Annotated in this window: 22 protein-coding genes; 13 read left to right on the top strand and 9 right to left on the bottom strand. The window is 38.7% G+C overall.

What is annotated here, in order from left to right:
- Position 1: 1 nt before the first annotated feature.
- Positions 2 to 1,576, bottom strand: a complete 1,575-nt coding sequence (locus tag HDF25_RS09835) for an FAD-dependent oxidoreductase (protein WP_184624585.1) — start codon at positions 1,574 to 1,576, stop codon at positions 2 to 4.
- A gap of 109 nt (positions 1,577 to 1,685) precedes the next feature.
- Here HDF25_RS09835 and HDF25_RS09840 point away from each other — a divergent pair, with 109 nt between their 5' ends.
- Positions 1,686 to 2,627: a helix-turn-helix domain-containing protein gene (locus tag HDF25_RS09840; RefSeq protein ID WP_184624586.1), complete on the top strand. Its 942-nt coding sequence runs from the start codon at positions 1,686 to 1,688 to the stop codon at positions 2,625 to 2,627.
- Between the two features lie 34 nt (positions 2,628 to 2,661).
- On the opposite strand, the gene HDF25_RS09845 is transcribed toward HDF25_RS09840, so the two are convergent.
- Both HDF25_RS09845 and HDF25_RS09850 read right to left on the bottom strand, forming a co-directional pair.
- Positions 2,662 to 3,387: a LytR/AlgR family response regulator transcription factor gene (locus HDF25_RS09845; protein ID WP_184624587.1), complete on the bottom strand. Its 726-nt coding sequence runs from the start codon at positions 3,385 to 3,387 to the stop codon at positions 2,662 to 2,664.
- Positions 3,384 to 4,160, bottom strand: a complete 777-nt coding sequence (locus tag HDF25_RS09850; protein ID WP_260409351.1) for a sensor histidine kinase — start codon at positions 4,158 to 4,160, stop codon at positions 3,384 to 3,386. Before HDF25_RS09850 ends, HDF25_RS09845 begins: the two co-directional genes overlap by 4 nt.
- 528 nt (positions 4,161 to 4,688) lie before the next feature.
- Here HDF25_RS09850 and HDF25_RS09855 point away from each other — a divergent pair.
- Both HDF25_RS09855 and HDF25_RS09860 read left to right on the top strand, forming a co-directional pair.
- Positions 4,689 to 5,684, top strand: a complete 996-nt coding sequence (locus tag HDF25_RS09855) for a DUF6268 family outer membrane beta-barrel protein (RefSeq protein ID WP_184624589.1) — start codon at positions 4,689 to 4,691, stop codon at positions 5,682 to 5,684.
- A gap of 20 nt (positions 5,685 to 5,704) precedes the next feature.
- Entirely contained in the window at positions 5,705 to 5,938 is a 234-nt protein-coding gene (locus tag HDF25_RS09860; protein WP_184624590.1) for a hypothetical protein, read from the top strand.
- Here the strand turns inward: HDF25_RS09860 and HDF25_RS09865 are convergent.
- The 3 genes from HDF25_RS09865 to HDF25_RS09875 all read right to left on the bottom strand — a co-directional run bounded on the left by HDF25_RS09865 (position 5,935) and on the right by HDF25_RS09875 (position 8,121).
- Positions 5,935 to 6,768 (bottom strand): SDR family oxidoreductase, encoded by an 834-nt coding sequence (locus HDF25_RS09865; protein ID WP_184624591.1) that lies wholly within the window; start codon positions 6,766 to 6,768, stop codon positions 5,935 to 5,937. The genes HDF25_RS09860 and HDF25_RS09865 overlap by 4 nt on opposite strands.
- Before the next feature lie 71 nt (positions 6,769 to 6,839).
- Entirely contained in the window at positions 6,840 to 7,742 is a 903-nt protein-coding gene (locus tag HDF25_RS09870) for an AraC family transcriptional regulator (RefSeq protein ID WP_184624592.1), read from the bottom strand.
- A 40-nt stretch (positions 7,743 to 7,782) separates the two neighbouring features.
- A complete protein-coding gene (locus HDF25_RS09875) occupies positions 7,783 to 8,121 on the bottom strand; it encodes a gamma-glutamylcyclotransferase family protein (protein ID WP_184624593.1) in 339 nt (112 codons plus the stop codon).
- Between the two features lie 144 nt (positions 8,122 to 8,265).
- On the opposite strand from HDF25_RS09875, the gene HDF25_RS09880 reads away from it, so the two are divergent.
- From HDF25_RS09880 to HDF25_RS09905, 6 genes are all read left to right on the top strand, one after another.
- Positions 8,266 to 9,066: a helix-turn-helix domain-containing protein gene (locus HDF25_RS09880; RefSeq protein WP_184624594.1), complete on the top strand. Its 801-nt coding sequence runs from the start codon at positions 8,266 to 8,268 to the stop codon at positions 9,064 to 9,066.
- A 120-nt stretch (positions 9,067 to 9,186) separates the two neighbouring features.
- On the top strand, positions 9,187 to 11,151 hold the full coding sequence (locus HDF25_RS09885) for a M1 family aminopeptidase (RefSeq protein WP_184624595.1): 1,965 nt from the start codon (positions 9,187 to 9,189) through the stop codon (positions 11,149 to 11,151).
- Positions 11,152 to 11,199: 48 nt separating this feature from the next.
- Complete coding sequence (locus HDF25_RS09890) at positions 11,200 to 11,460, top strand: hypothetical protein (protein WP_184624596.1); 261 nt, start codon at positions 11,200 to 11,202, stop codon at positions 11,458 to 11,460.
- An 838-nt stretch (positions 11,461 to 12,298) separates the two neighbouring features.
- Positions 12,299 to 12,637 (top strand): hypothetical protein, encoded by a 339-nt coding sequence (locus tag HDF25_RS09895; RefSeq protein WP_184624597.1) that lies wholly within the window; start codon positions 12,299 to 12,301, stop codon positions 12,635 to 12,637.
- A 292-nt stretch (positions 12,638 to 12,929) separates the two neighbouring features.
- Complete coding sequence (locus HDF25_RS09900; RefSeq protein ID WP_184624598.1) at positions 12,930 to 13,805, top strand: HNH endonuclease; 876 nt, start codon at positions 12,930 to 12,932, stop codon at positions 13,803 to 13,805.
- Positions 13,802 to 14,860, top strand: a complete 1,059-nt coding sequence (locus HDF25_RS09905; RefSeq protein ID WP_184624599.1) for an HNH endonuclease domain-containing protein — start codon at positions 13,802 to 13,804, stop codon at positions 14,858 to 14,860. The genes HDF25_RS09900 and HDF25_RS09905 overlap by 4 nt, the downstream gene beginning before the upstream one ends.
- A 1-nt stretch (position 14,861) precedes the next feature.
- On the opposite strand, the gene HDF25_RS09910 is transcribed toward HDF25_RS09905, so the two are convergent.
- Positions 14,862 to 15,689 carry a phospholipase D family protein gene (locus HDF25_RS09910; protein WP_184624600.1) on the bottom strand — a complete coding sequence of 276 codons (828 nt, stop codon included), beginning with the start codon at positions 15,687 to 15,689 and terminating at the stop codon, positions 14,862 to 14,864.
- A 329-nt stretch (positions 15,690 to 16,018) separates the two neighbouring features.
- Between HDF25_RS09910 and yidD the strand changes: the two genes are divergently transcribed.
- From yidD to HDF25_RS09925, 3 genes are all read left to right on the top strand, one after another.
- A complete protein-coding gene (yidD, locus tag HDF25_RS25985; protein WP_184624601.1) occupies positions 16,019 to 16,306 on the top strand; it encodes a membrane protein insertion efficiency factor YidD in 288 nt (95 codons plus the stop codon).
- Positions 16,307 to 16,589: 283 nt separating this feature from the next.
- Positions 16,590 to 17,780 carry a 4-hydroxybenzoate 3-monooxygenase gene (locus tag HDF25_RS09920; protein WP_184624602.1) on the top strand — a complete coding sequence of 397 codons (1,191 nt, stop codon included), beginning with the start codon at positions 16,590 to 16,592 and terminating at the stop codon, positions 17,778 to 17,780.
- Between the two features lie 72 nt (positions 17,781 to 17,852).
- Positions 17,853 to 18,734 (top strand): AraC family transcriptional regulator, encoded by an 882-nt coding sequence (locus HDF25_RS09925; protein WP_184624603.1) that lies wholly within the window; start codon positions 17,853 to 17,855, stop codon positions 18,732 to 18,734.
- A 232-nt stretch (positions 18,735 to 18,966) separates the two neighbouring features.
- On the opposite strand, the gene HDF25_RS09930 is transcribed toward HDF25_RS09925, so the two are convergent.
- Positions 18,967 to 19,821 carry an enoyl-CoA hydratase/isomerase family protein gene (locus HDF25_RS09930; protein ID WP_184624604.1) on the bottom strand — a complete coding sequence of 285 codons (855 nt, stop codon included), beginning with the start codon at positions 19,819 to 19,821 and terminating at the stop codon, positions 18,967 to 18,969.
- A 67-nt stretch (positions 19,822 to 19,888) separates the two neighbouring features.
- On the opposite strand from HDF25_RS09930, the gene HDF25_RS09935 reads away from it, so the two are divergent.
- A complete protein-coding gene (locus HDF25_RS09935) occupies positions 19,889 to 20,275 on the top strand; it encodes a winged helix-turn-helix transcriptional regulator (protein ID WP_221450886.1) in 387 nt (128 codons plus the stop codon).
- A 195-nt stretch (positions 20,276 to 20,470) separates the two neighbouring features.
- On the opposite strand, the gene HDF25_RS09940 is transcribed toward HDF25_RS09935, so the two are convergent.
- Positions 20,471 to 22,336, bottom strand: coding sequence for a tetratricopeptide repeat-containing sensor histidine kinase (locus HDF25_RS09940; RefSeq protein ID WP_184624605.1), 1,866 nt, complete (start codon positions 22,334 to 22,336; stop codon positions 20,471 to 20,473).
- Positions 22,337 to 22,406 lie beyond the last annotated feature (70 nt).

Here is a 22,406-nt window from a genome sequence, read left to right on the forward strand (position 1 = left end):
TCTATTGACTTAAAATTGATCGCATCACATCCAGCAGATTGTCTGATGTTAATTTTGCTGCGACGAAATCATCGGGCCTGATTAGTAAAGCTTCATCATGTAATGTATGGGTAAGTTCCTTCCATTTTTCCAATATATTTTCGTCGTTCGGTGTGACTAATTGAATATTGATGTTTAGCTGCTGTTCCACCTGATCACGTTCCACCTGCCAGCCTTCGTTACTATTAGCGATTAACACAAACTGGCCTCTTATCCAGTCAAGTGAGGATATGGTCTGAGATTCATTAAGCCATAGGTGTGGGACGCGCGTTCCTGGTTCTCCAATAAAATAACTAAACGGCAAATCAACTTCTCTTTTAATGGCCGACGAATCATAACCATAATCCGGTAATCCTATCAGATCTTTGGCTTTGGTAACCATCAATACATTATTGATTAGTCCATTTTTATCCGCCAGTTCGCCTGAAAGCCTGGCATAATAGGCCCCTACCGGCTGACGTTCAGCATGGTAAGTATCCAATAAGACATCTCCTGCCCCATGTTTCAAAACTGCAGCCAGTTTCCAGGCTAAATTCTGTACATCCTGGACACCCGCATTCGCACCTTTGCCTGCATAAGGCGTCATTGTATGAGCAGCATCTCCCGCAAGAAAAATTCTATTGATACGCATCTGGCTGGCAATTATCACTGTAAGTTGCCATGGTAAAACTTTAAGAATAGAAATCTCCGGATCAGCAATACCCAAAATACGCCGAAGGATTGTGATCAGTTTTTCTTCGGGATAACTGGCTATTGTGTCACCGTTTTCAGGATAGAAACGTAAATGAAATGCCCACTTATCTTTGTTGTTAATGGTCAAAAGAAAACCTGTTATTTCTGGTGTATCGATCAGAAACTGGCTAAACTCCCTCCCTTTCACTAAATACTCCAAGTCGGCCTCGAAATAGATATTCAGTAAATCCGTCCAGGAACCGTTACCAGATACAGGAATATCCAACTGTTTTCTCACCACACTATTAGCGCCATCTGCCGCAATCATATAGTCTGCCATGATTATATATTGCTCACCGGTTACTCTGTTTTCCACCAAAACCGCTACTTCATTTTCATCTTGTTCGAAAGATAACATCTGGTGATAAAAACGAAGATCTAACCCCTGCTCTTTTGCGGTTTCACAGATGATAGCTTCACTGATATCCTGTGTACAACGACATACAGTTTCGGGAGATTTTTCGGCAAAGGACTTCAATTCTTTTTGTGCCTCCATTAACTGACCGGGGGTTATTTTTCCAACAGGATTTCGCAAAGCCTCCATCAGGTTATTTCCACGGATGATGCCCCAGGCAGGAGCTAATGATTTTCCACCTTCACGTAAATCTTCATGAAGCCCAAGTCCTCTGAATAGCTCCATCGTTCTGACATCAATAGTTCTTGCTCTTGGATATATGGAAGTACCTATGTGTTTTTCTATCAGAATAAAGTCAACTCCTTGTTGCGCCAGATACAACGCAGCAGTGAGGCCGGTAATTCCACCGCCCAGAATTATTACTTGCGTTTTCTCAGTTTGCTGTTCCATTTCTCTGCTTGTGTTTTTATTGATGAATAATTAATAACACAAATATAGATGACCGATAAAAAACAAAATAGCTAGATTTGATCAAAGAATAGTTCTAATCGGTCAACATATGACATCAGATACAAAAGAGAAAAGTGAGGTTTCAAAAGACCCGGCAAAGGCAATTGGAGACAAGCTGGAAAATGGTGTGACACCTATTCCTTCGGATATGGGCACTGGTTATATTAAGGGCTTTTTTATCAATCCTGGATTAAGGCTAATCGTACGGCAATATGAGCTGAAGGATGACTGGGTATTGGACAGAGGAATCGGTAATGAAGAAAACAAATTTATTATGATTGCTTTTCACAATATTTATCAATCAAAAGATGATATCAAACTGTTGCCATCGGTGCAGGTAGCCACTACTGGGTTTAATATTGAATATCTTCCCGCCAACAAAAAAATCAATTCAATAGTGATCACGGTAGGTACAGCTTATTTAAAAGAATTGCTGAAGCCAAAAGCGGGAGATACACTTTTGCAAATGATAACTTCTGGTGATCAACCGTTTTTATTTGAGGAAATAATCTCGCCACAAATACAAGAGGTTGGGACTGATATTGTCACTGCAAATCCTTCAAAAGAATTACAGGATCTTTATTACAAAATAAAAGCTGAAGAACTGATTTATTTATTATTTGTGGAGTTGCTAAAAAGACAAGATACTTCGCTGCAAAGATTAAATATTGCTGATATTAAAAAGATCTATGAGATAAAGGATAAACTTCTTTCAGACATTGCCACTCCTCCGAAACTCCCTGAACTGGTGAAAATTTCGGGGATGAGTGAGTCTAAACTAAAGCGACTTTTTAAACAGATTTTCGGAAACAGTATTTACAGCTATTACCAGATTTTCAGAATGAAACAGGCAGCCTATCTGATCAAAGAAGAAAACTTGTCGGTGTCTGAAGTAGGTTATCATTTAGGTTTTTCAAACCTTAGCCATTTTACAAGATTGTTTGAAGCGCATATCGGTGTAAAGCCAAAGAAGTATTCTGCAAGTAAATAAAACTTTAAACCGTTAATAAGTCGCAATAGCTATTTCAAATCTCAGGCGAGATTGAGCCTCCAGAGTATATCGTGAAGAATTCTTTTTTATAAACCTCACCTAAAGGTATTTCACTTCCCCCAATGTAGATGGTATGGTAGTCGAAAGATTCTATATAATTTTTGTTCACTACATAGGATTTACTCACACGCAGGAAGACATCCTGAGGGATTTTCTGGTGAAACGTTTTTAAATTCATCGCGGTGATCAGCTTTTGACCTGCTAAATGGATCACTACATAATCCTTCAGTCCTTCAATGAATCTAATATCTTCAAATTTTATCCGATGAAATCTCCGGTCTGATTTAATCAGTAAAAATTCCTTCGTGTTACCTTCGATGGTATTTCTTTCAGGACTGTCCGACAACAGTTTTTGATAGGCCTCTGCTTTTTTGATCGCTTTGTCCAGTCTGTGCTTGTCTACAGGTTTAAGCAAATAATCAATAGCATCAAATTCGTAGCTTTTTAATGCATACTGAGCGTAAGCTGTTGTGAAGATGATCAGTGTTGCCCCGGGTAATTGTGCCGCAAAATCAAGTCCGGTGACCATAGGCATTTCAATATCCAGAAAAACCAGATCGACTTGATTTGATTTTAGAAAATCAAGAGCCGTCAAGGCATTTGAAAAACTCCCTAGTATTTCAATAGAAGATACTTCGTTGATCAATGCCTCCATTTCTGCTCTGGCAAGTGGTTCATCGTCGACAATGATACAGTTCATAAGGGCAATTTTAATAGGATTGAAAATTGGTTTTCTGTGGAATCTATTGTCAAAGAATAACTCTCCTTGTATAACAGCTCTAGTCTGCGTTTAATATTTGCAAGCCCTAATCCGCTACTCTTTTGATCATTAGGGGTAAACAGTGGATCTTTGGAATTCGTACAAAAGAAATGAAGCTGGCTTTCGACAAGAATAAACTTAATCCTGATATAGGGTTCCCCGCCGCTAATATCCACACTGTGTTTAACGGCATTTTCTACAAAGGTTGTAAACAAATTAGGGGGAACAAAGATCCCGTTCAATATTTCCTGGTTTTCCGGAATATTAATATCAACATAAAGCCTGTCCCTTCTCAGCATTTCCAGGTTTAGAAAATTCGATAAAAAAGTGATTTCTGATTTAAGGGGTGTCTTCTCTTCATTGTTCTCGTAAATCTGATAGCGTAGAAATTCAGACAGCTTCATGATGACCTGGGTAGCTTTTTCTGGGTCACTTCGTACTAATGCTTTTATGCCATTGAGCATATTGAAAAGAAAATGTGGGTTAATCTGATTCTTCAATTCATTGAGTTCCATCATCAGGGTAATGTTCTGCAAATCCGCTATCCGCTTATTATCTCTGGTCCAGCGCTGAAATAATTTAATCATGGTGGTTACCAGGATAATTGGAGTCAGGATAATGAGGCCTTCATAAAAACCCCTGTCACTCTCCCTGTAATGTTGGTAGCCCAGAGAGGGCCTTGGTATCTCGAATGCATACAATAAGTTGGACATGGCAATCTGACAAAGAAGTATCAGTAGCAAAAAAAATAGCATGTACAATACATATCTGCCCCTAAAAAAGAACACAGGAACCAATACAAACATATTGACATAGCACATTACAATCAATCCCCCATAAACACATAGGAGTCTGTAAAACCTATAAGGCCCGGAATATTCAGACTGCCAATTGGAATAAAAAATCGCAACAAACATTACCAGTAAAAGTACAGTATGACGTAAAAGCCTGTATCTGTCACTAACAATCAGCTGCTGGAGATTGCTATTCTCCAATTCCGGATCTTCTCTCATTTTGATTTTCTAACATCGACAAAGATAGGGCTATGCCCCGGGCCATTTGACAAAATTATACCAAATGGTTCCTGTAATATACCAAATACAGGTTTATAATTTGGTATGTGATACAAGTCATCTGGTATATTATCCAGGGGATCTGGTATAATAACAAAAAAGTGCGTTCACATTATGTCTTGCTTTGTATTCAGTTTTACCCAAACTACTTCAATTTTAAGATAAAATATGAACAGGATAAAAAGAACGGTGACAACATTGAGTATGCTCGTCTCAGCAATCAATTGCTTTTCCCAGATTACAGACAGCATTCCTAAAAAATTCGCCACTTTTACCACAGACAAATTTGCGATTACCCGTCCATTAAACCTTGAATTCACCTATACCACGCCCTATAGCTTCAAATCAGAAAAAGGTGGAAATATGTTACCAGAAAGTAGGATAAGCCGTTTTCAACAGGCTAAAGTGAGCGCAAATATCAACTTCATCAAAAGAAAAACCTGGCTTTTGAGTACAACTCTAGGCTATAGCTATACTTCAACAGAGGCTCAAATTGTACAGCCTGGCACAGAGAAAAGCATCACCATTGCTAATAATTTCCAATACCTGTTTTCATCTCTTAACCTCACCTATTTCTCTTCTTTATTCGGAAAGCGAATAATTTATAATTCCAGTGTGATAGTAGATGGCAGTAACAAATATCTGGAAAGAGTAAGAGGGATATTTACAGGTACAATGGTATTGAAAGCCAATCAACGTACAAAAATGACTGCCGGATTTTTAGTTAGCATTGATCCAAGTGCCCAGACCCCATTCCTTCCTACCTTTTCCTATGAGCACAAATTCAATAATGGACTAATTGCTGACATTGTACTTCCCCGAAGTCTGTATTTAAGAAAAATGGTGTTTAACAACAATGGGAGAATTTCATTGGGTTCAGAATTAGACAGGACTTCATTTTACCTGTACAACCTGGACGGCACTAATCAAAAATATGAATACCGGCAACTCGACATCAATTCAGGTCTGACTTACGAACATGCGATTGGTAAATATTTTATGATTACTGCAAAAAGCGGAATGAAGTACACCCCTTCTGGCAGAATATTTAAAAAAGAAGAATCATTTGCAGATCCGGTATACAAAATTACACCGGATCCAGCTTTTTACTTTAAAATGGGTATATCGTTTAACCCCTTCTCTGTATTGGGGAAGAAGCATTAAAGAAATCATAAGAATTAATCATGATAGAGATTTTCAAAACAAATGTTAAACATTCCGTAGCTGCAAGGAGGATCATTCATGAGCTGCTTGACAAATATCCCAGATTCACCATTTCATTCGATCTGGGAGACGAAGATAAGATACTTAGGGTCGAGGGAAATTTCTTCCATGTGGAAGATATTATCTTCTCTCTTCTGAACAACAATTTCATCTGCATTCATCTTCCTTATGATCTCGATAGCTGGGTGGTTTAATCAAAATCAGTAGCATAACTTTGCGACTTCCAGTCGTCCAGCTGACCATTGAGCTGTTCTAACCTGGCTTTTGCACGGATGAAGGCATCACTGCCCAGAAAAAGATCTACTGCAGGATTTTCACTATTAACCAACCGGATAAACACATCGGCAACCTTGTCCGGATTACCCAATTGTAAGCCATCGATGTTTTTCATCTTTTCATGAAACTCACGCAGATAATCATAATTTTCCATGTGGTTTTTATTATACGCGATAGAATCAGAATGAGCAAAATTGGTTCTGAACCAACCGGGCATTACATTTGTGACGTATATACCGAGCGGCTTCAAATCATTTGCCAGTGCGTCTGACAGACCACTCACTGCAAACTTAGCTGCCGAATACATTGACCAGCCTGTACCCGGAGCAAAACCCGCAATGGAAGAAATATTAATAATAAACCCAGAACCTTGTTTTCTTAGATAAGGCAAGGCTTGCTGTATCACTCGTACTACAGCAAAGAAGTTAACGTCAAAGTTTTCAGCTATTTCTGCAGTAGTCAATTCTTCCAGCGCTCCGCCCAATCCATAACCTGCATTATTGATTACAACATCTAATTTGCCAAATTTATTAACCGTTTCTCTAAAGGAGTTTGCTACTGACTCCTCATTTTTCAGATCTACAACTAATGCTAAGAAATTTTCCTGGTAACCAGTAATTGCCTCAAAGGCGTTGACGTTTCGTGATGTAGCTGCAACCTTGTACCCATATGTTAATAATCGTTTAACCAATGACAAGCCCAGCCCCTTAGATGCGCCGGTAATGTACCATACCTTGTTTGTGTCCATAACTTTTTTTACAAAACTATGGATGATGGGGGCTATTATAATTGTCTGATAGGAACCAATGATTGTCAGATTCAAACCGATCTGAATGTAAGCGGTGTATTGTTCGTCCGCTTTTTGAAAAAGTGGTTAAAATGGGCTGGATCTTCAAACCCCAATACGTAACCAATCTCTGCTACGCTCCAGTTAGTGTGGCGTAGCAACACTTTAGCCTCAGTGGTCAGCCTTTCAAAAATATGGTCAGTGGTCGTTCGTCCTGTATTCTTCTTTATTGCACGGTTCAGGTAGTTAACGTGAACTGCAAGACAGTCGGCGAACATCTTTGGCGAACGCAGCTCAAAGCGTTGAGCGGTTGATTCTATCGGAAACTGGCGTTCCAGTAATTCGGTAAAAACAGCAGTAAGGCGGGAACTTGCATCCGGATGTTGATAAAGCCTCGCCGTAGGTTGAAGCTTCATCCCTAAATAAATCAACTCAACAATATAATTCTTTATCAGCTCATATTTATAGATATAATCTGAATTAAACTCCTTGATAATTTTTTCAAAACAAATATTCACTTCTTTACTTTCTTCAGCACCAAGCATAAATATGGGCTGATCTGTGGAAGAAAACAAGGGGAGTTCATTCAGATTCATCCGGTAATTGTTTTTAAACAGTTCATCTTTAAAAACACAAAAATAACCATCTGTATCAGCCTTAAGTGCATCATAGGTATAAGGAACCTGCGGATTAAAAAAGAGCAGTGTGTTCCCTTTTACAGGTATACTTTTATCGCTGAAATGAAAAATATTTTCACCTTGAAAGAGCATGATCTTATAAAAATCACGACGGATATAAGTGGGAGATGACGAATTAGACTTTATCTGATCCTTAATACTGAACACGTTGAACTGCCCAATATGATTTGAGTTTGCTAATGGTTTGTTTAACTTATGACTGTAAAATTCTTCAAGTGACTCCGTTGTTTTAGCCATAGGGCGGTTTGCAAGTCCCAAACTTTTCTAATCAATTAATCTATGCATTTATATACACCCAGGCTTTCTTACCTGATTCTAATGTAACCTCTACCCTCTTATAATCGTCAACTTCGTACTCATCTGTTTGTTTAAGTTCGGCTGCTGAAATTTCAAAAACCATCCCATCAACTGCATCGGTAACAATACCAGTATGTTTAACCATAGGATGATGTGTTGCCCCACTTAAGGCTACTACCGCTGCATCAGTAATTTCTATCATTGACAATGCATATCCAGTTAGCTTATCCAATTTTCCTTCCAGCGTTCTGCCGTAATTTTTTATTTGTACATTTTTGTTCTGTAGGGTTCCGTAGGAAAATAAATTTTCAGTATTCATGTATCGTAAGGTTTTAACATCCGGGCTAAAGGTACCACTATATTTCTATTCGACCCAAAGCTTTCCATCGCAATAGCCCTGCAATTGCAATGTATTCGTCAATTAAAAATGATATATTTACCTTAATCCTATCATGAACCGATCATGTCAATATCACTGACAACTGGAAAATATTTTGGTATAGAAGAGAAAAAAGTGGAGAGCAACTTTTTTCGGATCAATATTACCAATTATCAATCTTATAGTAATATTGAACAGCATTATCATCAAAACAGCTATCTGAGTATGCTTATCCGGGGAACTTACACGGAGAACAGTACTGATATGAATTGCAAGATAGCTCCAGGTGAAGTTATTCTTCGTCCATCAGGTTATAATCATGCAAATTCCTTCCTGGCAGTTGGGGGAAGCTGTATGAACATCGAATTCAATCAGGATGCTCTTTTAAGTCTGGATACGGCGGCTTACATTCCAGGAAAAGCCAGGGTATATCGTGCAGGGATATTTACCGATCTCTACAAACTGCTTTACCTGTTTCTCAATGATATTGATACCTGCAATGCTGAGGAGTATGTCATCAACTGGATTTCTTCCATGGAAACGCGTAGGTTGCCTTCCCGTTTACTTTGGCTGCCAAAACTCAAGCAAATCCTGGAAGATGAACTCGAAACTCAACATAGCCTTGAACACCTCTCACAGCGGGTCTTTGTCCATCCGGTATATCTTGCACGTGCATTCCGGGAAAGAGAAGGGCTTACTGTTGGAGAATATCGGTTAAAGATGAGATTAAAGAAAGGTATCCAGCTACTTTTTGGGACCACACTCCCGATCTCGGAGATTGCTTATACTACGGGTTTCGCGGATACGGCACATTTCATCAAATCTTTCCGTTTGTACTATCCCGTCCCGCCTTCCAGATTTCGTTCCCTAATCAATGGTAAATAGACCTTAAAGTTTAAAAAGTTTACCTCGTACAATTTTTAATGCACCGGATTCACTCTCTTTAACAAAAAAAAGGGGATGGACTTTCGGAAAAACTTTAAATACATTTTCACTTGCTGCATCATGATTTCCACGATGATAGCATATGGGCAGAAGAATTTACATTATGACCTGCATGTTGATGCAGATCTTCATCAGAAAACATTCAGGGTTAACGGCAGCCTTTCGTTCGAAATAGCTGAATATTCCCGTGATTCTGTTGAGGTTGTATTGAGTAAGGGAGTTGGAGAACCCGATCTGGATCTGAGCGGCATTGCTGTAACCGTTGCTAAACGGGATACATTCAGAAATACTTCAAATGATATAGTTTACCGGTTTCATTTCTCCAGAAAACTTGATGCTGGTACCCCGCTTAAGCTCAAATATGAGTACGAACGGGGAGCTGCACCCACATTCCAATATACACTGGACAGTAATTTTTGCATGGCCAGTGGCTATGGATCGGCCTGGTATCCCCAGGTAAATACTGTGGACCAGGATGGAAGTAAGGGATATACCCGGGGCACAGGGAAGATCAGCGTAACCACAGTTTCCGGGATCACTGCTGTAATGGCCGCCAGCAAGCTGGACACCCTAAGTGCTAAAGGAATAAAGACCTATCAGTTTACGTACGATCGTCCTGACATTTTCTCTCTGTACATAGCAGATTATCAGGTAAATTATCATGGAGGAGCTATCCCCTGCTATACCTATACGCTTAAAACTACAGTATGTGATCCCAGACTCATCGCAAATACTGCTGAGGTAATCACCTTTCTGACAGGAAAATTTGGTGCCCTCAGCATACCAAATTTTTCCATTATAGAACTTCCGGAATATATCTCCGAGCAGACAGGAATTGGGGGCGCCAGTTTATTGGGAGGTATTCTGATCCCTACCAGTGAACTCAGACGTTTTAATTATGCCCTTTTTGGTCATGAGATCTCGCATCAATGGTGGGGAAACCTGATAGAGTCAACAGGAACAAAAGGAAGTGACATGCTATCAGAAGGACTAGCCCAATATGGTTCCCTTCAGGTTGTTAACCATTTTGATCCCCAAAATTCAATCTTGTACCGCAAAACAGGTTATCCCGGATATATCAAAGACCAGTCGGGGATTGGTTATCTTAAAAATGCATCAGTGGGAATTGACGAACCTTTAACCGCACTCACCGGTAGTAATGGACATATTATTGCTGATAGTAAGGGGTTCCTGGTATTAGAGCTCCTTTCAAATACAATAGGAAAGGAGAAGTTTCATGCCGCAATGCGACAGATCACTTCTAAGTATCAGCACAGCAGATTAACCTGGGCATCGTTTATAAAGGAAGTAGAGAAGGCCAATGGGAGTAGTCTCAGCTGGTTCTTTGAGCAGTGGTGTGAACAGAAGGGTGTTCCCGACTGGACCACATCCTGGACACAATCGTCCAAAGGACTCATCGTGGAGATATCACAGCAAAAGCCAGTCTACAAGCTTTCTATTGAACTTCTAATCGTTTTCATGGACAATACTTCTATTACAAAAAAAATAGAAGTAAATGCACAGCATACCAGAAGTGTGATCGCCGTAAGGGGAAAAGTAAAATCTGTTACATCGGATCCGGAATTTAAAATACCTCATTGGGCACCAGACCTGACCGAAGAAGCCAGGGCGCTTGGAAAAACAGCCACCATCCAAAAACTACGCATCGAACAAAAAAATCAGGAGGCAGAAAAGCTAGCGTTGTCTTATATCGGAAATGGTATTCCCAATGATCGTTTCGGATTGGAATTCAGGCTCCTGTATTATCTTGGCCGCATCAAAGCCAATGAAGGTAACTCAGATAAAGCCTTAGAGTATTACAAAAGAGCTGTGCAAATGGCCGTTCGGACTCCGGATTTTTTGGCTTCTGCTTATTTTAGAATTGCAAAGATTGCAATGGCCAGGAATGACCGGGAACTTTTCCACTGGGCAAAAGAAAACGCCCTCTCTGCAGATGTACTGAACGGAGAGAGTGACCATATGATCCCGAAAATAGAAAGCCTGGAAAGTAGCTTTAAAAAGTAATTTTTAAATATAGTTTTGCGACTTACTCAACAGGCTTAAATAACAACTATGGATGAAACAGTAAGTCTTGATGGAGCTTTAGATTTGATCAGCAAAAAGTATTTGGAACTGAAGTCGGAGAGCAGGGATGCATTAAAGAAGTGCGCAAAAATTGAGGTATTTGAGAAAAATACTATACTCATTAAAGAAAATCAGTATTCAGATGGCTTAATGTTTATCATAACAGGTGCTTTGAGGGCTACTATTGGAAAGATGGAAAAGATATCAGTGACTGGTTTGCTTTTGAGACTGATTTTATCTGTGAGATAAACAGTTTCTTTCTCGACAAACCCAGCGCCCACTATTTCGAAACACTGGAAAAATCTTCAATCATGATCCTTCCAAAGGAATCAATATTAAAACTTTGTGACCAGTACCATGAGATAGAAAGGCTCCAACTACCAGAACTATGATCGGGCTTCAGCGAAGGTTAGTTTCCTTACAATTCGAAACTGCATTACAAAAATACAACAATCTGCTAACGGTTTATCCGGGTATTACTCAAAGAGTGTCCTTAAGTCATATAGCCTCCTTTCTGGGTATTACATTAGAAACGTTGAGTAGGATCCGAAACCCGAGAAATAGAATTTGATCTATATCAAATGGATTGAGGATAATCAATGATATTTTTGAAATAAATTAAATTTCATGAAAATATTATTGATCATAGGTGGCATACATAGCCTGTTCTTTGCCCTGTTTCACTGCATCTTCTGGAAGAGATTAGAGTGGAAGAAAGAGCTAAAAAAAATCCGTCCACACAATGAAGCTGTAATGCAGATCTTAAATCTTCGGATTATCTACATTTTCTTCTTTCATTCATTCCTTTGTTTCTTTTTTATAAATGAACTGTTGACTACCACCATAGGGATTTTTTTATTGGGAGGATCAGCATTGTTCTGGCTGGGTAGGACAATTGAACAATTTGTTTACCAAAAACAATTACCGTTTAAAGACCCTGTCAATATGGTGCTAACAATTATGTTCATAATTGGAACAGTAATTTACTCTGTACCAATATTAATTTAAAATGATGCTCAGGATTGCTGGATTTATTAATATTTTAATTTCATTTGGACATATTACAGGCCTGTTCTGAGCAGAGAAAATGTTCAGGGCAACCGGGGTTGAACATGAAATGCAGGAGTTAAATGCAATACATTATATTTTACCCTATGTATTAACAGTTTTTATCGCTGTTGTATTCTTCGTATTTGGGTTATACGGGCTTTCAGCTTCAAACCAACGTATACGATTACCTTTCCCGAAATCCGGAGTTTACATCATTTCGGGAATCTATTTTCTGCGTGGTATGGGAGAATTAATAGCCGATGGTCTGAACGGTACCACTACAACATCAGGCACACTTTATTCAATTATTGCAATATTTATCGCCTTATTATATTTATCGGGCGGTTTAAAACTGAACAGATCGCAAACTGAATAATGAACTGTCGACCAAAAGATCATGCGTCTTCTACTTTAATCGCCCTCTTTTCAGAAAAGCATGTATTTCTGACATAATGGAGGAGATTAAATCACTTTTCTAAAAGCTCAAAATTTAGATCCGTTACTTACTTATTACATTTTTTTACGGGTCAATGAACTCGCTTAGGAATAGCTCCTTAGGAAATATTAGTATCTGTTTTGCCTTTACTCCTCAGAATTAATTTTTATTTGACTTACAATATTTTGATAACTATTACATAATTTCACAACTTAACCTCAAAAATTAAGAGATGGCATATTGGTGGGTAAATCAGGGTAATTCATATAAGTTTGAGCATAAAGAAGGCTTTATCTGGGCCCCCATCCAAAATGCTAAGGACCAAAGTTTTTTTTATTGGGAAAATTTAGAAGAAGTTAAAGAAAGTGATATAATCTTTTCTAATGTAGATGGCATTGTTAAAACGATTGGCATTGCTCTAAACGATTGCTATTCATCAAATAAAGCAAGTAGTCATGCAAATCTTTGGCTAAATGAAGGTAGAAGAGTTGATGTTGAATATATACCTACAGTGCATCCCTTATCAGTTAAGGAGATACATACTACAACCATGGGCTTATGGCCTACGAAGTATTCTCCTATAACATCAGATGGCGATCGTGCTAACCAGGGTTACCTTTTTGAAGTCCCTGACGTTATTGGAGATATATTAATTGGTATATTCAATATTCCACAAGTTACGTCTGCCGCCCACCCCGAGCGACAAAAAGCAATCAAAGAGACAACAAAAAGAGCTATTATAAAAGCCCGCATAGGTCAAGGAGATTTCAGAAAAAGCCTCATAAAACGTTGGTCGAGTAAATGTGCTATAACAGACTTTCCAAGAGTAGATTTATTAATTGCTTCTCATATACTACCCTGGGCAATTAGTACTAATGAGGAAAGACTAGACCCCGACAACGGTTTATTACTAAGCCCGAATTACAATGCTCTATTCGATAAATTCTTAATTTCTTTCTCAGAATCGGGGGAAATACTCAAATCTAACAGGATATCTTGGGATGATTTAACAAAATTGAAAATTGATTTGACCTCAAAGATTCAAAATCTTACAGAAGGAAATAAAAAGTATCTCAGATTTCATCAGCAAAAGATGGAAAAGAAATGATAACCACACTCCCATTTACTGATTTACAAAATAATCTACTATCTTCCTGCTTTAACAACACTGCTGCTGCTTATAAATTCTATTGGTTCATTTCCTTAATCGAGGAAGTCGAAAAGGGAAATTACTTGCTTCAAAAACAGCACCTATTCGCTGGAATGATTGCCAATTCCTGGTATACTGTAAATTACTTCAATATCAACCTCGGAAAGCAAGATCAACTCCAAAGAGCCATTAAACAGATCATTGTTACTGAAAACATCAGCATTGATGAGAAAAAACATGTAATCATAGAAACTTTAAAGAAGAGCCAATTTTCCAACATCAAAAAAATATTGAATCATTTTGATGCAGAGGTTCCACATCGGTTTTTAGGCCCTTGGTTCCCGAGCCTTAAAGGGAACAAAAAAGAAATCTATCATCTATCTCAGTATTTCCATAATAATTGTCTCTATGCCGTGAATGAGCAAGAGGTAAAAATCAATCCAACATGGATCTCTTATTTGACTCAGAACAGCGGAATTTTAAAAGCTTTCTGTTATTGGTATTTAGGTCTTTATCTACAAAAACACAATCCTAATGTCCCAGATATCCCCAATAAGCTCATTAAGCCTCCCAAGCGGAATAATTTAACTAAACAACGCAAAGAGTTCTGGGATATTGTTATAGAGCATACCGGTCCTATCCGATGCATTTATACTGGAAAGATGTTAACAAACGATTATGCGATAGAACATTTCATTCCATATAGTTTTGTTTCCCACGATCTGATTTGGAATCTCATTCCCGCAGATAAAAGCTTCAATAACAGTAAATGTGATAAGCTACCTCCTATGGATAAATACTTTGATGCCTATTTTGAAATCCAGGAACGAGGACTAATAACCATTTTGGAGCGTCGTCATGATTCTAAGTTCTTGGAACATTATTTAACTTTTATCCCAGATTTGGCTTCACTACATACTATGAGAAGGGAATTGTTAAAGGAAAGGTTTAAGGACAATATACAGCCATTGGTTACTATAGCGAGTAATAATGGCTTTGAGTTTATGATGTAGACTAATTTTTTAAAGATAATTTACGAACAGCCATCCTAATGAAATCAATAAAATAATTAGCAATATGTACTTGCTCATCTTCCGTTACTTCAACATTATGTTTTAAAGGAAGATATAAATGCATGTATTTCAAATTCCAAAAGCATCGTTCTGCGTACTTATTATCCTTGTCCAATTCCGACTTAAAAGATTCCAGTTGATGTTTAGTTTTAAAACCAAATTTGGTTCTGTAATCAATAAACAACTCCACATCTTCACAAAATTGGGCTTGTATAGCACTTGTAGCTAAATGAAACTCCACATCTGGATATTCAAAAGCAAGCATTTTATGTAACAATGGCAAATGGAAGTCCTTTTCACCCAAATGAGGTGCAATAATACCAGGTGTAAACATCTTCTCTTTTATCCCTTTGGAAGCATTCTTAATGGATTCAATTTCCTCACAGGCATCTTGAAAAAGATCTTTATCTTCATTAAAATCAAATTGCACTCCCATTTCACGATTATTTTTTTCCGAATACTCGTAAAGGTTCATTGACGACATCACCATTGTAGTCTCATTGTGATAACATTTAGCATGAAGGTTCTCACAAAAAAACATATCCAGATGCTGCAGTTGCTCCAAAGATTGTACTTGGCTTTGTGCAAGTTCCTTCTTCCCGTAAATGAGGGTGATTTGTACTTTTCTCTTATTGGCATCTTTTAACCTTTGCTCAACATGCTTGTTGAGCATTAAATATGGGGTCACAATCACCAATTGGGATTTAGCTTTTCTTATAATTTCTTCAATAGCTGAAGCCGTTCCCGTAGTTGTTAAGAATTTCGCCATAGATTTTGAGCCGTTAACATAATAAGGTGTCAAACAACTTATTATATGATACTTTAAATCAAATATAAAAATTTTTTAATATATAGCAATATTATGATATATAAAGAAACATATCAAATCTCGACTCATTGTTATTCTCATTTTACTTGAAGGGTCATTAGCATGATAAAGCCCCTCCATATCACAATCTGTTAATCAATAAGATTGGGAATATATCAGGTTAGAAAGTGTTTCAACCTTTGTACAACCAGAAACTGGGTGTTTCGGAATAGGCGCGAAACCTGGTTATATGGCATCTTATCAAATGGTTGTTTTTAGTAGACTTAATTATGAGAATACTGCTTATTCTACTCATTAAAATTTACTGGGTTCTTATCCCGAAAAACAAAAGACGCAGATGTATATTCCGAATAAGCTGCTCTCAGTATGTACACATGAAAACAAAAGACAAAGGCCTTTTTAAAGGATTATTAGCCCTCAGATATCGCTTTCTAAATTGTAGGGGTGGCTTCCATGTTTTTGAAAGCCCCATTGATCAGAGCAAAATGATGGTGTTACCAAATCAGCAGATACTTACTGAAGATGAGATCTCGGAAAGATTTATAAAAAAAACTTAGAAACAAGAATAAAACTGGTGGAAACAGTGCCGATGGAGATGATGAAAGGTATACTTGAATATCACATATTCCTTAAAAGAATGGCAAACTTAGATAATGAGATACAAATAAACTATATGAACAGTTTAATCTTGCTCTACCAAGCTTACATATGGTATCCGTGATTAGTCCACTTAAAACCGTGAACCATCAAGTAATTGCATATCCAGTTCTGCGAACTTTGTGATGTACTTATTGAAAGGTACTAGCAGTAGCTAACTGCAAGCTTAAAAATCAAAATTACATGAAAACAGTTAAAAATAATAATACCGAAGAGACTATAGTTGCCATTATTGGAGCCGGGATATCAGGTCTGACTTTGGCAACTTTCTTGCAAAAGGCCGGTATAACCTGCATTGTATTGGAGAGACGCAATCGTTCTTACATCGAAATGCGGCAACGCGCCGGAGTTGTTGATGCCCGTGCAGTTCGTATGTTTGAACGATGGGATCTGGCAGACAAGCTGCTTGCAGGACCGGTAGCAACCACAATTGATTATCGCCTCAACGGTAAGGGTCGCATTTTTAAAATAGCAGAAGATGTCGGTAGCTCCAGTCGTTTCTGTACTCAGCAAATGCTGGTAGGTAATCTGATGCGGGAGCTTATTGATAACATGGCTGGCGACGTACGGTTTGATGTGTCTGATGTTGTAATCTACAATGAAGAAGGAGGTTGCCCTAAAGTAACTTATTCGGATGCCAACGGTTCGCATGAATTGGTTTGCTGTTATATTGCTGGTTGTGATGCTGACCGTGGTATTAGCCGGACATCAATTCCAGAGGGCGTAATAACCAGGTATACACATGAATTTGGTTATGCCTGGCTTGCAGCACTTGTTGAAGCACCGGTAATTGGTGATCCCATTATGGCTATCAGTGATCACGGTTGTGTTGCACAGCTTCCGCGCGGACCACACAGAAGCCGATATTATCTGCAATGCCCATTGGGCGATAATGCATCAGACTGGACAAATGATAGAATTTGGAATGAAATCCGCTTAAGACTCAACGATGAAACCATCCAGAACGCAGTTGTCCATGACAAATTCATAGTTCCTTTGCGGTCAGTGGTTTATGCACCAATGCAATATCGTAATCTTTTTCTAGTGGGTGATGCTGCACATCTTGTGCCTCCTACCAGCGCCAAAGGAATGAATCTTGCTCTTTATGATGTGGACATCCTGTCTCAGGCAATACTGAAAGCTGTGCAAGACAAAGATACATCTGCACTTGAAAACTATTCCGAGATAGTGCTTCCTCATATCTGGAACTATCAGGATTTCGCAGTATGGATGACTGATATGATGCACGATGCTGGTGATCCTACACAAAACGGGACGTTCCGTCAACAGATTGCGCGCGCGCGACTTGATAATTTATTCAATTCGGAAACTGCAGCTCATCTGCATAGCGAATATCAGCGGGGAACGAATTGAGAGTTGCCATAACGCTTGTTTTTCCTGTTCTTTGTTATTTCATCACAAATTAATTGAAGATAAATCATGTCCATGAGGAAAAAAGAAAAAATACCTGTTTATAGTATGGACGACTGGTTTTCAGGAGTCTACATTAAGGCTTTTGGTACAGAGACACCGTCCGGCCATACTTATGAGATTTCCCAGCCTCATCGACATGATTTCTACTATTGCATATTGTCGGAAGTGGGTGAAATGGAACTTGAAGTTGACTTTGAAAACGTTGTAATTACTGACCAAACTCTATTGCTATCTTATCCAGGACAAATCCATCAGATCAAGTCCGCCCGGATGAAGAAAGGTTGGTTTTTGGCATTCGATCCTTCTATACTTGATGAGCAGTTGAAAAACATCCTCGATCAATGTCTCTCGCAAGTGATTCTCGTGCCATTACTCGGCGAACAAACTTCAGTTTTTTCCTCATTTATAAATCATTTATACGCCATTTATATTGATCAGAAACAGTTATTCCGCCAGACCATCACACAATCAACGGTAACTGCCTTAGTCTATCAACTTACATCGGCATACCTGTCTGTGGAGCGGTTGACTCTTGTCAAATATTCCGCTCGCAGTATCGAAATAACGAAGACCTTCAAGCAGATGCTTCGTCGTAATTTCAAATCAATGAAAAGACCATCCGCTTTCGCTGCCAAAATGAATATTTCAGTGAGCCATTTAAATGATACGGTCAGATCTGTGACTGGATTTCCTGTAACCTACTTCATTCAAAAGGAATTAATGAGGGAGGCCCAACGTTTATTACGCTATTCAGCGCTTACAGTAAAAGAAATAGCCAATATTTTGGGTTTTGAAGATTCGCATTACTTCAATCGCCTGTTCAGCAAAATCATTGGAGTTTCCCCGGGAGCTTTCAGAAAAAAAAGTGAGACATCTATATATTTGGCAACCTAACTTTACAGTAAAATTCTGCACTTATTACTTTCCATAAATATGACCTTGTTACTCAAAAAACGGTCGTTTTGACCAGGCTATCGGAACAAAAACCTCATTGGGCTCGAATCAAAAAACAGCCTTTACACAACTATTAAGGCCGATTAATTTTCAAGTGAAAAAACAAAACCCTCTTTACGGACTGTAAAGAGGGTTTGTGAACCATACTGGGCGCTTCTCGAATCATTTCCTATCAGACTAATCGCCGCAATATTTCCTCAATTTTCAATTCCCCATCAATCGTCTGCGCTCCATTTTGCATTGCGAGACTCATGATGTTGGCCACTTTGGCGGTAAATGCTAATTTGGCCCAGCCATCGTTCTCAGTTTTAAAACCCGTCGTAAAACGCTCAGGGGGTAATACAGCTTTCACAGTTTGCATTACATCCTCAGGTAAGGAGGCAATATTTTCAGCCAGTCGGGAAACGAATGCATCTATTTCTGAATCTTTTATTGCTCGGTTTATCCAGCCATAACGTTCGGCAGTCTCTGCGTCAAAAAGATCCGAGCCCAAAATAATTTCGAGCACGCGTCCGCGAGGCATTTTAGATGAAAGATACTGTGTGGCGCCACCTCCAGGAATTATACCCATGAGTGCTTCGCACTGGGAAATTTTCCCCTTTTCAAGAGATGCAAAACTCATATCTGCAGCTGCAACGAATTCAGCACCCCCGCCCCTTGCAATGCCTTTTAACTTTACAATAGTAATCTGTGGTTGATTTCTGAGCACTTCGCCCAAATTCTGGAAAATGTTTAACCCTTCGGCCGCATCATTGGCCAAATCCTCTAAGACATCCTTCTCGTTGAGAATATTGATATCTACGTGTGCAATGAAAAAATCAGAGTTTTTGCTCTCAAATACAATTACTTTGATCAAAGCATCCTCAGAAAGATCTTTAAGTAATTGTTGCAGTTCCTTCATCATCTTACCGCTTAAAGCATTTACCGGTGCGTTGTCCAAAGAGACATTGACTACGCTGTTTGATACATTTATGTGTAATGTCCTATAGCTTTTACCTTTAAATTCTATATTTTCAATCTGTGTCATAATGAAATTTATGTTTAATTTTACTTCAAATGTAGAGCGATAAGTCATCAATACCGGAGATGCTATAATGCATCATAGCACAGCACATACTATGGAAGAAAACAAAATCATTAAACCGTATCTGTGCACTTATAAGGATAAGGAAGATATTAAATATGCTACAGATACTTTATATGTTCTCAGCGGGAAATGGCGTATGTATGTGATCGTTGCTATTTACAATGGTCACCATCGTTATAGGGAAATTGCCAAAAATATATCTGGAATTACTTTCGCTATGCTTTCCAGAGAATTGGAATCAATGGAACTTAATAAACTAATTATACGAACAGAGGATCCCGATTTTTCTAAGGATGTAAAGTATACTCTGTCAGCCTATTGCCAGTCACTTTATCCGCTTATTGAAAGCTTAATTGATTGGGGAAAGCAACACAGGAGGGTGATTGCAATTTAAAACTGGCAGTATTTTTCGTCTCAAATAAACGACCATATCGTTAAGAACCCCTTCGAAAGTCCAGTAAAAAACAAAACCCTCTTTACGGACTGTAAAGAGGGTTTGTGGCCCCAAGTGGGCGCTTCCCGAACCATTTCCTATCTGATTTACGTTTAATCGCCACGAGATTCTGATAGTATCATTTGAAAAATGCATCTACCTAATTCCCTGCGTTAGCGGCAGCTCAACATAAAACGTTGTACCCTTGCCCTGATTGCTGACAAACCATATTTTTCCATCATGAGCCTCTACTATTTGCCTCGAAATCGCCAGTCCCAAGCCGAAAGCCTGCTCCCCTGCGGTACCTTGTCGTTTTGCCTTGGTAAACATCTCAAAGATTTGATCTTGCAGATCTGCAGGTATACCTATCCCTTCGTCTTTAATTGAAATGATAACACTTTCCGCAGAAAGCTCCATATTCACTTCAATTTCCGTAGCTTCAGGACTAAATTTAATGGCATTACCGATAAGGTTACTGATTACCCTCCACAACTTCTCCCTGCTCGCTGCTATGATTAATGGTTTGGTCTGTAACTTGATATTTTGCTTTTTCAGCTCTGCCTTGTTCATCGATAACGAAACGCAATAGCGCAGCATTTCATCTATCTGTATAGGATCGTTCTTTATATCGCCAGTACCGTGGTTAACCTGTAAAAGGTCGCTCACAAGTTCCAGTGAATGCCCCACAGAGGTTTTAATCATTTCCAGCATCTGACGGTCGTCATTGCCGTAGCTACTATTACTCAGCAACAAATCCGCCAACGAATGCACACTACCTAATGGATTGCGCAAGTCATGTGCTACAATCTGCATCATCCGGGTATTGTCAGCATGACTTTGCTCTAATGCGCCAAATGCCAGTTTCAACTGGGCATTCTGCATAGTCATTCTTTTGTTAAGTAATTTGCTCTTATTCAAATTCTGCCGGATGGACAGGATTACTGCTGTAGTCAGGACGCAGATTACAACGAACAGAATAATGAGCGCCGTCTGGTAATTTGATTTGGTTGTTAACGCGCTTAACTGTTGCTCTTTTATGGCATAGTCCAAATAATCGACACCTGACTTATTGTTCAGTTGTTCATGTTCATCACTGAATTTCACCAGCTGGAGGCTATACATATTTGCATTTTTCATATCGCCAAGCTGGGTATACAGTTCAAATAATCTCCGTGACATGGTTATGCTGGAAATAAGATAGCCATTCCTCCCCGCAATTTCCAGTCCCTGTTTGTAGCTCGCAATTGCGGCTGCGGGATCTGTTTTGGCAAGCTGATCGGCTAAGCCGGCCAGCATGTCCATAGTTACATAGTAAAGCTTTTTACTAAGTGCAGAATCGATAGTTTTTTTTAAGAGTGTTATACCCTCATTGTAATGTTGGTTCGACAAAAGATCGTTTGCTACCAATTGATCGAGTGCTAAAAGGGTGCGTTCATCGCGGTACTTTGTAGCGATTTTCCTGGCTTTATCTATATAAATAGTGACAGAATCATGGCGGATAAGGGAAGGATATTGTAAGAGGTAATTGTAAATAGCAAGCGACATAATTGAATCTTTTTTCAATTTCTCACCCAGACTAAATGCATGCTGATATTGCGCCAGCGCCCGTTTATCTTTACCGCTTTCCTGATAAACCATTGCCATATTCATCAGTGTTTGTACACGATTTGATGTATCTTTAAGTTCTGTGTACAAATGGTAGGCCTCATTGTAATAGCGTAATGCCAATTGCAAATTGCCTTTAAGATCAAAGAATACGCCCAGATTATTCAAGGCATCTGCCTTCCCCTTGCTGTAGTTGATGCGGTTAGCAATCCCTCTTGCACGTACAGTATAAAAAAATGTACTGTCAAGATTTTTCTCATAAAGTAACATTGCCATTCTGTTGAGCGCATCTGTATAACGCAAACTATCAGTTATATGAGGAAGAGATGATTGTAGCTGATTAAGTTCAGAGGATTGACCATAGCATACTATTTGTATCAAGGCCATAGCCAAAATTGATAGTAGTACTTTTCTCATAAGCCGTAACTTTAAGCATGCAGGTTCTGTAATAATAATTAAAAAACACCAGAATTGTATCAATTTCTGC

Source organism: Pedobacter cryoconitis (genome assembly GCF_014207135.1).
In the GTDB taxonomy this organism is placed as follows: domain Bacteria; phylum Bacteroidota; class Bacteroidia; order Sphingobacteriales; family Sphingobacteriaceae; genus Pedobacter; species Pedobacter cryoconitis_D.

Excerpts from the sequence above, each read along its gene's own strand:
- HDF25_RS09870 (WP_184624592.1), bottom strand. The coding sequence starts at position 7,742 with ATGGCTAAAACAACGGAGTCACTTGAAGAATTTTACAGTCATAAGTTA.
- HDF25_RS09855 (WP_184624589.1), top strand. The coding sequence starts at position 4,689 with ATGAACAGGATAAAAAGAACGGTGACAACATTGAGTATGCTCGTCTCA.
- HDF25_RS09845 (WP_184624587.1), bottom strand. The coding sequence starts at position 3,387 with ATGAACTGTATCATTGTCGACGATGAACCACTTGCCAGAGCAGAAATG.
- HDF25_RS09920 (WP_184624602.1), top strand. The coding sequence starts at position 16,590 with ATGAAAACAGTTAAAAATAATAATACCGAAGAGACTATAGTTGCCATT.
- HDF25_RS09850 (WP_260409351.1), bottom strand. The coding sequence starts at position 4,160 with ATGTCCAACTTATTGTATGCATTCGAGATACCAAGGCCCTCTCTGGGC.
- HDF25_RS09910 (WP_184624600.1), bottom strand. The coding sequence starts at position 15,689 with ATGGCGAAATTCTTAACAACTACGGGAACGGCTTCAGCTATTGAAGAA.
- HDF25_RS09875 (WP_184624593.1), bottom strand. The coding sequence starts at position 8,121 with ATGAATACTGAAAATTTATTTTCCTACGGAACCCTACAGAACAAAAAT.
- HDF25_RS09940 (WP_184624605.1), bottom strand. The coding sequence starts at position 22,336 with ATGAGAAAAGTACTACTATCAATTTTGGCTATGGCCTTGATACAAATA.
- HDF25_RS09890 (WP_184624596.1), top strand. The coding sequence starts at position 11,200 with ATGGATGAAACAGTAAGTCTTGATGGAGCTTTAGATTTGATCAGCAAA.
- HDF25_RS09895 (WP_184624597.1), top strand. The coding sequence starts at position 12,299 with ATGTTCAGGGCAACCGGGGTTGAACATGAAATGCAGGAGTTAAATGCA.
- HDF25_RS09860 (WP_184624590.1), top strand. The coding sequence starts at position 5,705 with ATGATAGAGATTTTCAAAACAAATGTTAAACATTCCGTAGCTGCAAGG.
- HDF25_RS09905 (WP_184624599.1), top strand. The coding sequence starts at position 13,802 with ATGATAACCACACTCCCATTTACTGATTTACAAAATAATCTACTATCT.
- yidD (WP_184624601.1), top strand. The coding sequence starts at position 16,019 with ATGAGAATACTGCTTATTCTACTCATTAAAATTTACTGGGTTCTTATC.
- HDF25_RS09835 (WP_184624585.1), bottom strand. The coding sequence starts at position 1,576 with ATGGAACAGCAAACTGAGAAAACGCAAGTAATAATTCTGGGCGGTGGA.
- HDF25_RS09925 (WP_184624603.1), top strand. The coding sequence starts at position 17,853 with ATGAGGAAAAAAGAAAAAATACCTGTTTATAGTATGGACGACTGGTTT.
- HDF25_RS09930 (WP_184624604.1), bottom strand. The coding sequence starts at position 19,821 with ATGACACAGATTGAAAATATAGAATTTAAAGGTAAAAGCTATAGGACA.
- HDF25_RS09900 (WP_184624598.1), top strand. The coding sequence starts at position 12,930 with ATGGCATATTGGTGGGTAAATCAGGGTAATTCATATAAGTTTGAGCAT.
- HDF25_RS09885 (WP_184624595.1), top strand. The coding sequence starts at position 9,187 with ATGATTTCCACGATGATAGCATATGGGCAGAAGAATTTACATTATGAC.
- HDF25_RS09865 (WP_184624591.1), bottom strand. The coding sequence starts at position 6,768 with ATGGACACAAACAAGGTATGGTACATTACCGGCGCATCTAAGGGGCTG.
- HDF25_RS09840 (WP_184624586.1), top strand. The coding sequence starts at position 1,686 with ATGACATCAGATACAAAAGAGAAAAGTGAGGTTTCAAAAGACCCGGCA.
- HDF25_RS09880 (WP_184624594.1), top strand. The coding sequence starts at position 8,266 with ATGTCAATATCACTGACAACTGGAAAATATTTTGGTATAGAAGAGAAA.
- HDF25_RS09935 (WP_221450886.1), top strand. The coding sequence starts at position 19,889 with ATGCATCATAGCACAGCACATACTATGGAAGAAAACAAAATCATTAAA.